This window comes from Streptomyces sp. HUAS TT7 (genome assembly GCF_051550175.1).
Taxonomy (GTDB): domain Bacteria; phylum Actinomycetota; class Actinomycetes; order Streptomycetales; family Streptomycetaceae; genus Streptomyces.
Map to the genome: position 1 here is coordinate 6897854 of NZ_CP196175.1, position 13319 is coordinate 6911172.

Annotated in this window: 13 protein-coding genes; 11 read left to right on the top strand and 2 right to left on the bottom strand. The window is 69.6% G+C overall.

The features are described from left to right. The first annotated feature begins 16 nt into the window (after positions 1–16). The 3 genes from ACSHXC_RS31015 (at position 17) to ACSHXC_RS31025 (ending at position 3078) form a co-directional block, all read left to right on the top strand. Positions 17–1363, top strand: coding sequence for a site-2 protease family protein (locus ACSHXC_RS31015; protein ID WP_438294725.1), 1347 nt, complete (start codon positions 17–19; stop codon positions 1361–1363). A 56-nt stretch (positions 1364–1419) separates the two neighbouring features. Next, entirely contained in the window at positions 1420–2307 is an 888-nt protein-coding gene (locus ACSHXC_RS31020; RefSeq protein WP_053723500.1) for a tRNA (adenine-N1)-methyltransferase, read from the top strand. A gap of 189 nt (positions 2308–2496) precedes the next feature. Continuing rightward, a complete protein-coding gene (locus ACSHXC_RS31025; RefSeq protein WP_438294726.1) occupies positions 2497–3078 on the top strand; it encodes a hypothetical protein in 582 nt (193 codons plus the stop codon). A gap of 32 nt (positions 3079–3110) precedes the next feature. Here ACSHXC_RS31025 and ACSHXC_RS31030 read toward each other — a convergent pair whose 3' ends face one another. Beyond that, positions 3111–3389, bottom strand: a complete 279-nt coding sequence (locus tag ACSHXC_RS31030; protein ID WP_189962083.1) for a ferredoxin — start codon at positions 3387–3389, stop codon at positions 3111–3113. A 240-nt stretch (positions 3390–3629) separates the two neighbouring features. Between ACSHXC_RS31030 and arc the strand changes: the two genes are divergently transcribed. The 6 genes from arc to prcA all read left to right on the top strand — a co-directional run bounded on the left by arc (position 3630) and on the right by prcA (position 9394). Then, complete coding sequence (gene arc, locus ACSHXC_RS31035) at positions 3630–5396, top strand: proteasome ATPase (RefSeq protein WP_053723538.1); 1767 nt, start codon at positions 3630–3632, stop codon at positions 5394–5396. 234 nt (positions 5397–5630) lie between these two features. Beyond that, positions 5631–7142: a depupylase/deamidase Dop gene (gene dop / locus ACSHXC_RS31040; protein ID WP_438294727.1), complete on the top strand. Its 1512-nt coding sequence runs from the start codon at positions 5631–5633 to the stop codon at positions 7140–7142. Positions 7143–7262: 120 nt separating this feature from the next. After that, positions 7263–7481 carry a ubiquitin-like protein Pup gene (locus ACSHXC_RS31045; protein ID WP_016325855.1) on the top strand — a complete coding sequence of 73 codons (219 nt, stop codon included), beginning with the start codon at positions 7263–7265 and terminating at the stop codon, positions 7479–7481. A 104-nt stretch (positions 7482–7585) separates the two neighbouring features. After that, positions 7586–7783 (top strand): endonuclease domain-containing protein, encoded by a 198-nt coding sequence (locus ACSHXC_RS31050; RefSeq protein WP_438296918.1) that lies wholly within the window; start codon positions 7586–7588, stop codon positions 7781–7783. Next, complete coding sequence (gene prcB / locus ACSHXC_RS31055; RefSeq protein ID WP_189962086.1) at positions 7735–8580, top strand: proteasome subunit beta; 846 nt, start codon at positions 7735–7737, stop codon at positions 8578–8580. The genes ACSHXC_RS31050 and prcB overlap by 49 nt, the downstream gene beginning before the upstream one ends. A 55-nt stretch (positions 8581–8635) precedes the next feature. Continuing rightward, positions 8636–9394, top strand: coding sequence for a proteasome subunit alpha (gene prcA / locus ACSHXC_RS31060; RefSeq protein WP_344375862.1), 759 nt, complete (start codon positions 8636–8638; stop codon positions 9392–9394). A 33-nt stretch (positions 9395–9427) separates the two neighbouring features. Here the strand turns inward: prcA and ACSHXC_RS31065 are convergent, their stop codons facing one another. After that, a complete protein-coding gene (locus ACSHXC_RS31065; protein WP_438296920.1) occupies positions 9428–10450 on the bottom strand; it encodes a LacI family DNA-binding transcriptional regulator in 1023 nt (340 codons plus the stop codon). A 175-nt stretch (positions 10451–10625) separates the two neighbouring features. On the opposite strand from ACSHXC_RS31065, the gene ACSHXC_RS31070 reads away from it, so the two are divergent. Then, on the top strand, positions 10626–11885 hold the full coding sequence (locus ACSHXC_RS31070) for an MFS transporter (RefSeq protein WP_438294728.1): 1260 nt from the start codon (positions 10626–10628) through the stop codon (positions 11883–11885). A gap of 9 nt (positions 11886–11894) precedes the next feature. Beyond that, a complete protein-coding gene (gene pafA, locus ACSHXC_RS31075) occupies positions 11895–13256 on the top strand; it encodes a Pup--protein ligase (protein ID WP_053723508.1) in 1362 nt (453 codons plus the stop codon). Positions 13257–13319 lie beyond the last annotated feature (63 nt).

The following is a 13319-nucleotide window of genomic DNA, read 5'->3' on the forward strand; positions in this document are numbered from 1 at the left end:
ATCGTGGCATCGCACCATGCAGCGAACATTCGGCGGACGGGGAGAGTCCGGCCGGGGCTCCGGGGCAGATTTCCCGGGGCAGGCATCGTACCGACGAAGGGAACCCGTGGAAGACAGCGGCGAGAGCGGCGAGCGCGGACGGCCGCAGTCCGGCGCGGAGGGCAACACCCCCGATCCGGGCCCGGGCAACGGCAAGCAGCCCCGCTCCGGACCCGGCGGCGGGCTCCTGATGGGCCGCCCCTTCGGCGTGCCCGTCTACGTCGCCCCCAGCTGGTTCTTGGTCGCCGCCCTGATCACCTGGGTCTTCGGCGGCCAGCTCGACCGGGTCCTGCCCGAACTCGGCGCCGCCCGCTACCTCGTGTCGCTCTTCTTCGCCGTGGCCTTCTACGCCTCCGTACTGGTCCACGAACTCGCCCACACCGTGGCCGCGCTCCGCTTCAAGCTGCCGGTGCGCCGCATCCAGCTCCAGTTCTTCGGCGGGGTCTCCGAGATCGAGAAGGAGACCGAGACACCGGGCCGCGAGTTCGTCCTCGCCTTCGTCGGCCCGCTGCTCTCGCTGGTCCTGGCCGGCGTCTTCTACCTCGGCATGAAGGCCGTCGAACCCGGCACGGTGCCCGGCGTGCTGCTGGCAGGCCTGATGATCTCCAACCTCATCGTGGCCGGCTTCAACCTGCTGCCCGGCCTGCCCCTGGACGGCGGCCGCATGCTCCGCGCCGTCGTCTGGAAGATCACCGGCAAGCCCATGAGCGGCACGATCGCCGCCGCCTGGGTCGGCCGCGCGCTCGCCGTCACCGTTCTCATCGGCCTGCCGCTGCTCACCCAGACCGGGGTGCTCGGCAACTCGCCCGACGAGGTCAGCGGCATGGACACCGTCACCGACGCGCTGCTCGCCGCCATCCTCGCCGCGATCATCTGGACCGGCGCCGGCAACAGCCTGCGCATGGCCCGGCTGCGCGAACACCTCCCCGAGCTGCGCGCCCGCACCCTCACCCGGCGCGCCGTCCCCGTCGAGTCCACCACCCCGCTCTCCGAGGCGCTGCGCCGCGCCAACGAGGCGGGCGCCCGCGCCCTGGTCGTCGTCGACGGGCACGGCGACCCGACCGGTCTCGTCCGCGAGGCCGCCATCGTCGGCGTCCCCGAACACCGCCGCCCCTGGGTCGCCGTCAGCGGCCTCGCCCAGGACCTCACCGACGGCATGCGCGTCCCGGCCGAACTCGCCGGAGAGCCCCTGCTCGACCTGCTCCGGGCTACCCCCGCCACCGAGTACCTGGTCGTCGAGGAGACCGGTGAGATCTACGGAGTGCTGTCCGCGGCCGACGTGGAGAAGGCGTTCGTCGCGGCCATGGCGCGGCCCGGCTCCTGACACCGGGCGCCGTCGCCGTGGCGTTCGCGGCCCCGTACGGCCGGTACTCTGGTCGTATGTCCGAACCGACCGGTGCCGCCCGCCGTCGCGGGCCCTTCAAGGTCGGGGACCAGGTCCAGCTCACCGACCCCAAGGGACGCCACTACACGTTCACGCTCGAAGCCGGGAAGAATTTCCACACCCACAAGGGTTCCTTCCCGCACGACGAGCTGATCGGTGCTCCCGAGGGCAGTGTTGTCCGTACCACGGGAAACGTTGCCTACCTCGCGCTGCGCCCCCTGCTCCCCGACTTCGTCCTGTCCATGCCCCGCGGCGCGGCCGTGGTCTACCCCAAGGACGCGGGGCAGATCCTGGCCTTCGCCGACATCTTCGCCGGCGCCCGTGTCGTCGAGGCCGGGGTCGGCTCGGGCTCGCTGAGCGCCTTCCTGCTGCGCGCCATCGGCGACCACGGGATGCTGCACTCCTACGAGCGCCGCGAGGACTTCGCCGAGATCGCCACGCAGAACGTGGAGCGCTACTTCGGCGGCCCGCACCCCGCCTGGCAGCTCACCGTCGGCGACCTCCAGGACAACCTGTCGGACACCGACGTCGACCGCGTCATTCTGGACATGCTCGCCCCCTGGGAGTGCCTGGACGCCGTCTCCAAGGCGCTCGTCCCCGGCGGCATCCTGTGCTGCTACGTGGCCACCACCACCCAGCTCTCGCGCACCGTCGAGTCCATCCGCGAGATCGGCTGCTTCGCCGAGCCGCAGCCCTGGGAGTCGATGATCCGCAACTGGCACGTCGAGGGCCTGGCCGTCCGCCCGGACCACCGGATGATCGGCCACACCGGCTTCCTGGTGACCGCCCGCCGCCTCGCGGACGGCGTGGAACCCCCGATGCGCCGCCGCCGCCCCGCCAAGGGCGCGTACGGCGACGACTACGAGGGCCCCAACAAGGACTGAGTTCCAGTCCTGGGGCTGGGCCTCGTACAACGAACCGGCGCCGCCGCCGAGTTCCCGGACCGACACGGGAACTCGGCGGCGGCGCCTTTACGTTGAGCCTGTTGCCCCGGTATTCCGCCCACCTGTGACGTGTGGCACGATGCTGGCCACCCCCACCACCCGCACCGCCCTTCACAGGAGACCTCCCGCGTGCAGACTGCCGCCGTCCCTGAGCTCGCGCACACCCACGCCCGCCCCGTTCACTGGATCGCCACCGCAACCGCGATGGCCGCCGTGGTCGCGATCGCGGGCTTCCTGCAGCCGGACGCCGCCAAGGCCTCCCAGACACCCGGCGAGCGCGGCACCGCCCCTCTGACGACGGCGGCCGCCCCCGACACGGGCGCGGTCACCTTCCCGCTCGACTGCGGGAGCATCGGCACGGTGGTGGAGAAGAAGGCTTCGGGCGACCTCGACGGCGACGGCGTCCCCGAAACCGTCGCGGTCGTGCACTGCAACGCCGGCGGGGGCACCCCGCCCAGCGGCATCTACGTCCTGACGAAGCCGGTCGTGAAGGGAGCGCCGCCGCGCGTGGTGGCGACGCTGGTGGACCCCAAGGAGAAGCAGACCGTCGCCGACTTCGACGTACGGGACGGCGCGGTAGCGGCGACCCTGCTCGGCTACTCCTCCGACGACGTGCCCCGCTTCCAGCCGGATGTGCGCCAGCAGGTCAAGTGGCGCTGGCGGGGCGGGAAGTTCGTCCGCTCGGCCGGCGCCGCCGCGATGGGCGTCTGAGCGACCCGGTGTAGCACCGGGTCACCCTCCGCTCACTCCGCGTCGGGGCCGTACACCTCGACGCTGTCCGAAACCCGACGTACGTGAATACAGTCGCCCGGGCACTCCTTCGCGGAGTCCACGACGTCCTGGAGCAGCGGCAGCGGTACGGGTGTTGTGGCCCCGGGCGTCTGCAGCAGCTCGTCCTCGGAACTCTTCACATACGCAAGCCCGTCGATGTCCAGCTCGAAGACCTCGGGGGCGTACTGGACGCAGATGCCGTCGCCGGTGCACAGGTCCTGGTCGATCCAGACTTCGAGAGCCTCGTTCATGTGTCTGCCGTTCCTGCGCGAGTGAATCAATCGGTGCCAGCCCTGACGGGTGTTGGCCCCATCGACGATAACAACCGCCCGCTTTCCGATGTTGATGGGTGGGTATTCCCCTGGCGTGAGGGAGAGCGCAAGGGTGAAGATCAGACACACCTCAGAGTCTTTGTGATCTAGGGGTTTCAATCACCACCAGCCCAGGTAGGGTCAGGAAGCGTCCAGCTCCCCTTGGAGGAGGTGAGGACCGTGGCAGCCCACGACGACGACATCAACCGCGGCATCCGGCCCGGGCGGGGGTCTGAGGACCCAGCCGGCCAGGTTGCCTATCTAGAGCAGGAAATCGCCGTCCTGCGACGTAAGCTCGCCGACTCGCCGCGTCATACGAGGATTCTCGAAGAGCGGATCGTCGAGCTGCAGACCAGCCTGGCGGGCGTGTCCGCGCAGAACGAGCGGCTCGCCAACACCCTCCGCGAGGCCCGCGACCAGATCGTGGCCCTGAAGGAGGAGGTCGACCGGCTCGCGCAGCCGCCGGCCGGCTTCGGAGTCTTCCTGCAGTCCAACGAGGACGGCACCGCCGACATCTTCACCGGGGGCCGCAAGCTCCGGGTGAACGTCAGCCCCAGCGTCGAGCTCGACGACCTGAGGCGCGGCCAGGAAGTCATGCTCAACGAAGCCCTCAACGTGGTCGAGGCCATGGAGTTCGAGCGCGCCGGGGACATCGTCACCCTCAAGGAGATCCTGGAGGACGGCGAGCGCGCCCTGGTGGTCGGGCACACCGACGAGGAACGGGTGGTGAGGCTCGCCGAGCCGCTCCTGGACATCACCATCCGCCCCGGCGATGCGCTCCTGCTGGAACCCAGGTCCGGCTACGTCTACGAAGTGGTACCGAAGAGCGAGGTCGAGGAACTCGTCCTCGAAGAGGTCCCGGACGTCGACTACGACAAGATCGGCGGTCTGGGCAACCAGATCGAGCTGATCCGCGACGCCGTCGAGCTCCCCTACCTCTACCCGGACCTCTTCAAGGAGCACGAACTGCGGCCGCCGAAGGGCATCCTGCTCTACGGTCCGCCGGGATGCGGCAAGACGCTGATCGCGAAGGCGGTCGCCAACTCCCTTGCCAAGAAGGTCGCCGAGGTGACCGGCCAGCCCGCGGGGAAGAGCTACTTCCTCAACATCAAGGGCCCCGAGCTCCTCAACAAGTACGTCGGTGAGACCGAGCGGCACATCCGCCTCGTCTTCCAGCGTGCGCGGGAGAAGGCGAGCGAGGGCACGCCCGTCATCGTCTTCTTCGACGAGATGGAATCCCTCTTCCGCACCCGCGGATCAGGTGTCAGCTCGGACGTGGAGAACACCATCGTCCCGCAGCTGCTCGCCGAGATCGACGGTGTGGAGGGCCTGGAGAACGTCATCGTCATCGGCGCCTCCAACCGCGAGGACATGATCGACCCCGCGATCCTGCGGCCCGGTCGGCTCGATGTGAAGATCAAGATCGAGCGTCCGGACGCGGAGGCGGCGAAGGACATCTTCGCCAAGTACCTCCGCTCCTCCCTGCCGCTGCACGCCGACGACCTCGCCGAACACGGCGGGGACGCGGACGGCACCACCCACGCGATGATCCAGTCCGTGGTGGAGCAGATGTACGCGGAGACCGAGGAGAACCGCTTCCTGGAAGTCACCTACGCCAACGGTGACAAGGAAGTCCTGTACTTCAAGGACTTCAACTCCGGCGCCATGATCCAGAACATCGTGGACCGGGCCAAGAAGATGGCCATCAAGGCCTTCCTCGACCAGAACCAGAAGGGCCTTCGGATCTCCCACCTCCTCCAGGCTTGCGTGGACGAGTTCAAGGAGAACGAGGACCTGCCGAACACCACCAACCCGGACGACTGGGCCAGGATTTCCGGAAAGAAGGGCGAGCGGATCGTATTCATCCGCACCCTTGTCACCGGAAAGCAGGGCGCGGACACCGGACGCTCCATCGACACGGTGGCCAACACCGGTCAGTACCTGTAAAAGGCAGGCCGGCTGCGGGTGCCCGGGCGGGCATCCGCAGCCGACTGCTTTTCAGGCCACAAGCAGGGCAAGAGCAATGACGGAATTGATCTCCCCACCAGCGCAAAGGCGTTCTAGGCTCTTCGGTACCGCCGAGTCGCGCAGTGCGGGGACGGGCACCGCACACGCACCGGAGAACCAGCGGTACTTGAGCGCCGCTCCCGCGGGGGAGCGCCGCCGGGCAAGGAGGGCCGCATGACCGTACGGCGAGTAATGGGCATCGAGACGGAGTACGGGATCTCCGTCCCCGGCCACCCCAACGCCAATGCCATGCTCACCTCGTCCCAGATCGTCAACGCCTATGCGGCGGCGATGCACCGGGCGCGCCGCGCCCGCTGGGACTTCGAGGAGGAGAACCCGCTGCGGGACGCCCGCGGCTTCGACCTCGCCCGCGAGGCCGCGGATTCAAGTCAGCTGACCGACGAGGACATCGGCCTCGCCAACGTCATCCTCACCAACGGGGCGCGGCTTTACGTCGACCACGCGCACCCCGAGTACAGCTCACCCGAGGTCACCAACCCGCGCGACGCCGTCCTGTGGGACAAGGCCGGCGAGCGCATCATGGCCGAGGCGGCCGAACGCGCGGCCCAGCTCCCCGGCGCCCAGCCGATCCACCTGTACAAGAACAACACCGACAACAAGGGCGCCTCGTACGGCACGCACGAGAACTACCTGATGAAGCGGGAGACCGCCTTCTCGGACATCGTGCGCCACCTGACACCGTTCTTCGTCTCGCGCCAGGTCATCACCGGCGCCGGACGCGTGGGCATCGGCCAGGACGGCCACGAGCACGGCTTCCAGATCAGCCAGCGCGCCGACTACTTCGAGGTCGAGGTCGGCCTGGAGACGACCCTCAAGCGCCCGATCATCAACACCCGCGACGAACCGCACGCGGACGCCGAGAAGTACCGCCGCCTGCACGTCATCATCGGCGACGCGAACCTGTCGGAGATCTCGACGTACCTCAAGCTGGGCACGACCTCCCTGGTCCTGTCCATGATCGAGGAAGGGTTCATCAACGTCGACCTGGCCGTGGACCAGCCGGTCCGCACCCTCCACCAGGTCTCGCACGACCCCGGTCTGCAACGCCTGGTCACGCTCCGCAGCGGCCGCACGCTGACGGCCGTCCAACTGCAGATGGAGTACTTCGAGCTGGCGCGCAAGTACGTCGAGGAGCGGTTTGGGGCGGACGCCGACGAGCAGACCAAGGACGTCCTGGTCCGCTGGGAGGACGTCCTGAACCGGCTGGAGAACGACCCGATGAGCCTGTCGGGCGAGCTCGACTGGATCGCCAAGCGCGAGCTGATGGAGGGCTACCGGCGCCGCGACGGCCTCGACTGGGACGCGGCCCGGCTGCACCTGGTGGACCTCCAGTACGCCGACGTACGGCCCGAGAAGGGCCTCTACAACCGTCTGGTGGCCCGCGGCAAGATGAAGCGGCTCCTGGACGACCCCGGCGTCCTGCGGGCGCAGACCAAGCCCCCGGAGGACACCAGGGCGTACTTCCGCGGCCGCTGCCTGGAGCAGTACGCGGACGACGTCGCGGCGGCCTCCTGGGATTCCGTGATCTTCGACCTGCCGGGCCGTGACTCGCTCCAGCGGGTGCCAACCCTGGAACCCCTACGCGGAACGCGTAATCACGTGAAGGCGCTGCTCGACCGGTGCCGCACGGCCGAAGATCTGGTGCGGGTGCTCTCCGGCGGCTGAAAGGCCGCAGGTATGGGAAACACAGAGGTAGGCCCCGCACGTTCCAGAAAGTGCGGGGCCGATGTCAGACCCTGCTTGTAGGGTCTGATCATGGACATCGAACCGAGCGGGGTGAGGTAGATGGCGACCAAGGACACCGGCGGCGGCCAGCAGAAGGCGACGCGCTCCACCGAGGAGGTCGAGGAGCAGGCGCAGGACGCGCAGGCTTCGGAGGACCTCAAGGAGCGCCAGGAGAAGCTCTCCGACGACGTGGACTCCGTCCTGGACGAGATCGACGACGTCCTTGAGGAGAACGCCGAGGACTTCGTGCGGTCCTTCGTTCAAAAGGGCGGACAGTAGTTCACGGACGTGAACGTCGGGGTGCGTCGTGGGAAGCCCGGACAGGGACGCGGGCTTCCCACGGCAGCACTGCCCGGCACTCCAGGGGCAACCGCGTAATTGGCCTGTCCCGCCCAGCCGTTCATGTGGATCATTGCCGCACGGCGGGTAGGGTCCCAGGCGTACTGTGCTTCAACTGCAATTCGGCCATCGGCCTGTTGGGGGAAATCCCCAGCACCGTCCGTCGGGCTGCCGCCTACTTGGAAGGAAACTCGTGGAAGCCAACACTCGTGGCACCGGGCGTCTACCAGCTGCCTTCCTGACGCCTGGCTCCTCCTCATTCATGGACTTCCTGTCCGAGCACTCGCCGGAGATGCTGCCCGGCAAGCGCGCCCTGCCGCCCGTGCAGGGTCACATCGAAGCGCCGCACGGCACGACGATCGTCGCGGCGACGTTCCCCGGCGGGGTCGTGCTGGCCGGCGACCGGCGGGCCACCATGGGCAACATGATCGCCCAGCGCGACATCGAGAAGGTCTTCCCGGCCGACGAGTACTCGGCGGTCGGCATCGCCGGCACCGCCGGCCTCGCGGTCGAGATGGTGAAGCTCTTCCAGCTGGAGCTGGAGCACTTCGAGAAGGTCGAAGGCGCCACGCTCTCCCTGGAGGGCAAGGCCAACCGGCTCTCCACGATGATCCGCAGCAACCTGGGCATGGCCATGCAGGGCCTCGCCGTGGTCCCGCTCTTCGCGGGCTACGACGTGGACCGCGACAAGGGCCGGATCTTCTCCTACGACGTCACCGGCGGCCGCTCCGAGGAGCACGGCTTCGCCGCCACCGGCTCCGGCTCCATCTTCGCCCGGGGCTCCATGAAGAAGCTCTACCGCGACGATCTGACGGAGCAGGAGACGACCACGCTCGTCATCCAGGCGCTCTACGACGCCGCCGACGACGACTCGGCGACGGGCGGCCCGGACATGGCCCGCCGGATCTTCCCGATCGTCACCGTCATCACCGAGGACGGCTTCCGCAGGCTCACCGAGGCGGAGTCCTCCGAGCTCGCCCGCACCATCCTGGAGCGGCGGCTGGAGCAGCCCGACGGCCCCCGGGCCTCCCTCCTCTGAGGCCCGAGCAGGCCCCGAGATGACCCAGCCACTGACAGAAAGGGACGGTTAGCCGGTGTCGACCCCGTTCTATGTCTCACCCCAGCAGGCCATGGCCGACCGTGCGGAGTACGCCCGCAAGGGCATCGCCCGCGGCCGCAGCCTGGTCGTGATCCAGTACGCCGACGGCATCGTGTTCGTCGGTGAGAACCCGTCCCGCGCGCTGCACAAGTTCAGCGAGATCTACGACCGGATCGGCTTCGCGGCCGCCGGCAAGTACAACGAGTACGAGAACCTCCGCATCGGCGGCGTCCGTTACGCGGATCTGCGCGGATACACCTACGACCGCGACGACGTGACGGCCCGTGGGCTCGCCAACGTCTACGCGCAGACGCTGGGCACCATCTTCTCCAGCGTCGGCGAGAAGCCGTACGAGGTGGAGCTGGTCGTCGCCGAGGTCGGCAGCACCCCCGAAGACGACCAGATCTACCGGCTGCCGCACGACGGCTCGATCGTGGACGAGCACGGCTCGGTCGCGGTCGGCGGCAACGCCGAGCAGATCAGCACGTTCCTGGACCAGCGCCACCAGGACGGCATGTCGCTCGCCGAGGCGCTGAAGCTGGCCGTGCAGGCGTTGTCGAACCAGGCGAACGGCGCCGACCGGGAGATCCCCGCCGAGCGCCTGGAGGTCGCGGTCCTGGACCGGACGCGGCCGCAGCAGCGGAAGTTCAAGCGCATCGTCGGCCGTCAGCTCTCCCGGCTGCTCCAGGCCGATGTGGCCAAGACGGAGCCCACCGAGGCCCCTTCGGACCTGGAGGAAACGGAGGACGAGTAGTCCCCCCGCTTCCGCACGCGCCCCGGTTCCGCCTCAGGCGGGCCGGGGCGCGGCCGTTGAGCCCCGTACGGCCAGCGAGACGGGCAGGTCCCCGGTCTCGGGCGGGCGCCCCTCAAGGACGGCGAGCAGCGCCGCCATGCCGCGGGCACCGACCTGCTCGGCGGGCAGCGCGAGCGTGGTGAGCTCCGGCTCCAGGGCGGTGGCGAGGGTGAGGCCGTCGAATCCGGTGACCGACACGTCGCCGGGGATGCGCAGGCCGAGCCGGTGGGCCGCCTTGCAGGCGCCCGCGGCCAGGAAGTCGTCGTCGCAGACCAGGGCGGTCGGGCGCGGGCCGGGGGCGCGCAGAGCCTGCTCGGCGGCCTCCCGCCCGGAGTCCACGCCGAGCGCGGCCCGGACCGTACGCAGCTCGGCGCCCGGCACCCCGGCGAGCGCGTCGGCCCAGGCCCGGGCGCGTACGACGAAGGTCCAGGAGTCCACGTCCGCCGCGACATGCAGGAACCGGCGGTGGCCGAGCCCGAGCAGATGCTCCGTCAGGCGCCGTACGCCGTCGGCGATGTCGAGGTTGACGTGGGCCGCGGGGCCCGGCTCCTCGGGGTCGCTGTCGAGCATGACCAGCGGCAGGTCGCTGCCGCGGATCGAGGCGAGCGCGCCCGCCGCCATCGAGGAGGCGATCACCCCGTCGAGCGCGGTGCGGGCGGAGTCGAAGGGGTCGCGGGCCGGGCCGATGCCCTCGGGGGAGGGGTAGAGCACCACCCCGAAGCCGTGCTCGGCGGCGACCTTGGCCGCGCCCGCGTAGACCCGGGCGAAGAACTCGCTGGTCATGGCCGGCACGACGAGCAGCGCCGTTCTGGTGCGGCCGAGCCGCAGGCTGCGCGCGGCCAGGTTGGGGCGGTAGCCGAGCTCGCGTGCGGCCTCCCTGACCAGGCCCGCGGTCCGCTCGGAGACCCGGCCGCGCCACTTGTCGCCCAGGACCAGCGAGACGGTGGCCTGCGATACGCCCGCCGCGCTCGCCACGTCCCGGCTGGTGGGCCGGGACCCGGCCGGCCGCCCGGACATCGCGGCGCGGGCGGCGCGCACCCCCGCGCGGGCCGCCACCGGAGTGGATTCCGGTCTTTCCGGGCTGGTCACAGGTCCTCCAGGGCGGCTGGTGGGCGGGCGCGGGGTGGACCCGCGGACTTGCCACATGGTACGTATGACGTCGCAAGTTATACGTAACACTTGAGGAGTGGCCATGGCGGCGGGATACGCGGAGATCCTTCGGACGCGGCATGCCGCGCGGCTGCTCGCGGGCACCCTCACCGGCCGGCTGCCGAACGCGACCGCCGCGATCGCAGTCGTCTTCTTCGTACGGGCCGAGGGCGGCAGCTACTCGCTCGCGGGCGCGCTGACCGCCGTGTACGGCGTGGCCACGGCCGTCGGCCAGCCGCTCCTTGGGCGGGCCGTGGACCTGTACGGACAGCCGCGCGTCATGTTCCCCGCCTCCGTCGTCGCGGCCCTCGGCATGGTCCTGCTGGCCGTGGTCGGCATCGAGCCGGTGGCCGCCGCCTATGCGGCCGTCCTCGTCGCCGGGCTCGCCACACCGCCCCTCGAAGGCGGCCTCCGCGCCCTGTGGCCCAGCGTCCTCAAGCGCGAGGACCAGGTGCACACCGCGTACGCCATGGACGCGATAGCCCAGGAGGTGATGTTCACGGTCGGCCCGCTGCTCGTCACCGTGTCCATAGCCCTCTGGTCGCCCGCCACCGCGCTGCTGCTCATCAACGCCCTCGGGGTGCTCGGCGCGCTCAGCGTCGTACTCTCCGAGCCGTCCAGGACCTGGCGTTCGGCACCCCGTGAGGCGCACTGGCTCGGCGCGCTGCGCTCGCCCGGACTGCTCGCGCTGCTCGGCTCGTTCTTCTTCGTCGGCCTCGCGCTCGGCGCCATCATCGTCGCCGCGTCCGCCTACGCCGACGACCACGGCAGCGACACGATCTACGGCTGGCTGATGGCGGCCAACGGGCTGGGCGCGCTGCTCGGCGGGCTCGTCTACGGGGCCCGCCAGTGGGGCGGCGCCCCCGAGAGGCGGCTGCGGATCCTCGTGGCGCTGCTCGCCGTCGGCTACCTGCCGCTGACGCTGGTCCCCGGCGTTCCCGCGATGGCCGCGCTCACCGTCGTCTCCGGCCTCTTCCTCGCGCCGTCCATCGCCTGCGCGTTCATCGTCGTCGACCGGCATGCACCGCGAGGCACGGTCACCGAGGCCTTCTCCTGGCTGGTGACGGCCTTCGGCGTCGGCACCGCGCTCGGCACGGCGGCCGCGGGCCCGGCGGTCGAACTCGGCGGAACGGGCGCCAGTTTCGCGGTCGCGGGCGGCGGCGGCCTCGCGGCCCTCGTCGTACTCCTCGCCACCCAGCGCGTCCTGGCAGCTCCCGGGCGTCGGCCTGATGTCGCCGGAGTTGACGAAAATGATCGAAACCGTGCCGTCGAACCCGGTTTCAGCTCAGGCCATCAGGCGTAATGTTCACTCATGGACCGCCGCATTTTCGGGCTGGAGAACGAGTACGGCGTCACGTGCACGTTCAGGGGACAGCGCCGACTGTCTCCTGACGAAGTGGCGCGCTACCTCTTCCGCCGTGTTGTGTCATGGGGCCGCAGCAGCAACGTCTTTCTGCGGAACGGCGCCCGCCTCTACCTGGACGTGGGATCGCATCCGGAATACGCAACTCCCGAATGCGACAACGTGACCGAACTGGTCACCCACGACAAAGCCGGCGAGCGCATTCTCGAAGGCCTGCTCGTCGACGCCGAACGCCGCCTGCACGAGGAGGGAATCGCGGGCGACGTCTATCTCTTCAAGAACAACACCGACTCGGCGGGAAACTCCTACGGATGCCACGAGAACTATCTCGTCGCCCGGCACGGAGAGTTCTCCCGGCTCGCGGACATCCTCATTCCGTTCCTCGTCACCCGCCAGTTGATCTGCGGCGCCGGCAAGGTGCTGCAGACCCCGCGCGGCGCGGTCTACTGCGTCAGCCAGCGTGCCGAGCACATCTGGGAGGGCGTCAGCTCCGCCACCACCCGCTCGCGTCCGATCATCAACACCCGGGACGAGCCGCACGCGGACGCCGAGCGCTACCGGCGCCTGCACGTCATCGTCGGCGACTCCAACATGTCCGAGACGACCATGCTGTTGAAGGTCGGGGCCACCGACCTCGTCCTGCGCATGATCGAAGCGGGCACGGTCATGCGCGACCTCACCCTGGAGAACCCGATCCGGGCCATCCGCGAGGTCTCCCACGACATCACGGGCCAGCGCAAGGTACGCCTGGCCAGCGGTCGCGAGGCCTCCGCCCTCGAAGTGCAGCGCGAGTACTACGAGAAGGCCGTGGACTTTGTGGAGCGCCGCGGCATCCGTACCGGCACCGTCGACCAGGTCCTCGAACTGTGGGGCCGCACCCTGGACGCGATCGAGGCCGAGGACCTCGACCGGATCGGCACCGAGATCGACTGGGTCATGAAGTACAAGCTCATCGAGCGGTACCGGGCCAAGAACAACATGACCATGTCGCACCCGCGGGTCGCGCAGATAGACCTCGCCTATCACGACATCCACCGCCGGCGGGGCCTGTACTACCTGCTGGAGCGCAAGGGCCAGGCGGCCAGGATCTGCAACGACCTGAAGATCTTCGAGGGCAAGTCGGTGCCCCCGCAGACCACCAGGGCCCGCCTTCGCGGCGACTTCATCCGCCGTGCCCAGGAGCAGCGCCGGGACTTCACCGTCGACTGGGTGCATCTGAAGCTCAACGACCAGGCGCAGCGCACCGTGTTGTGCAAGGACCCGTTCCGGTCGGTCGACGACCGGGTGGAGAAGCTGATCGCCGGCATGTGAGACGTACCAGAGGTTCCGGCCGTGGGCCCCGTGCGCTGTTGCGTACGGGGCCCACGGGCATGC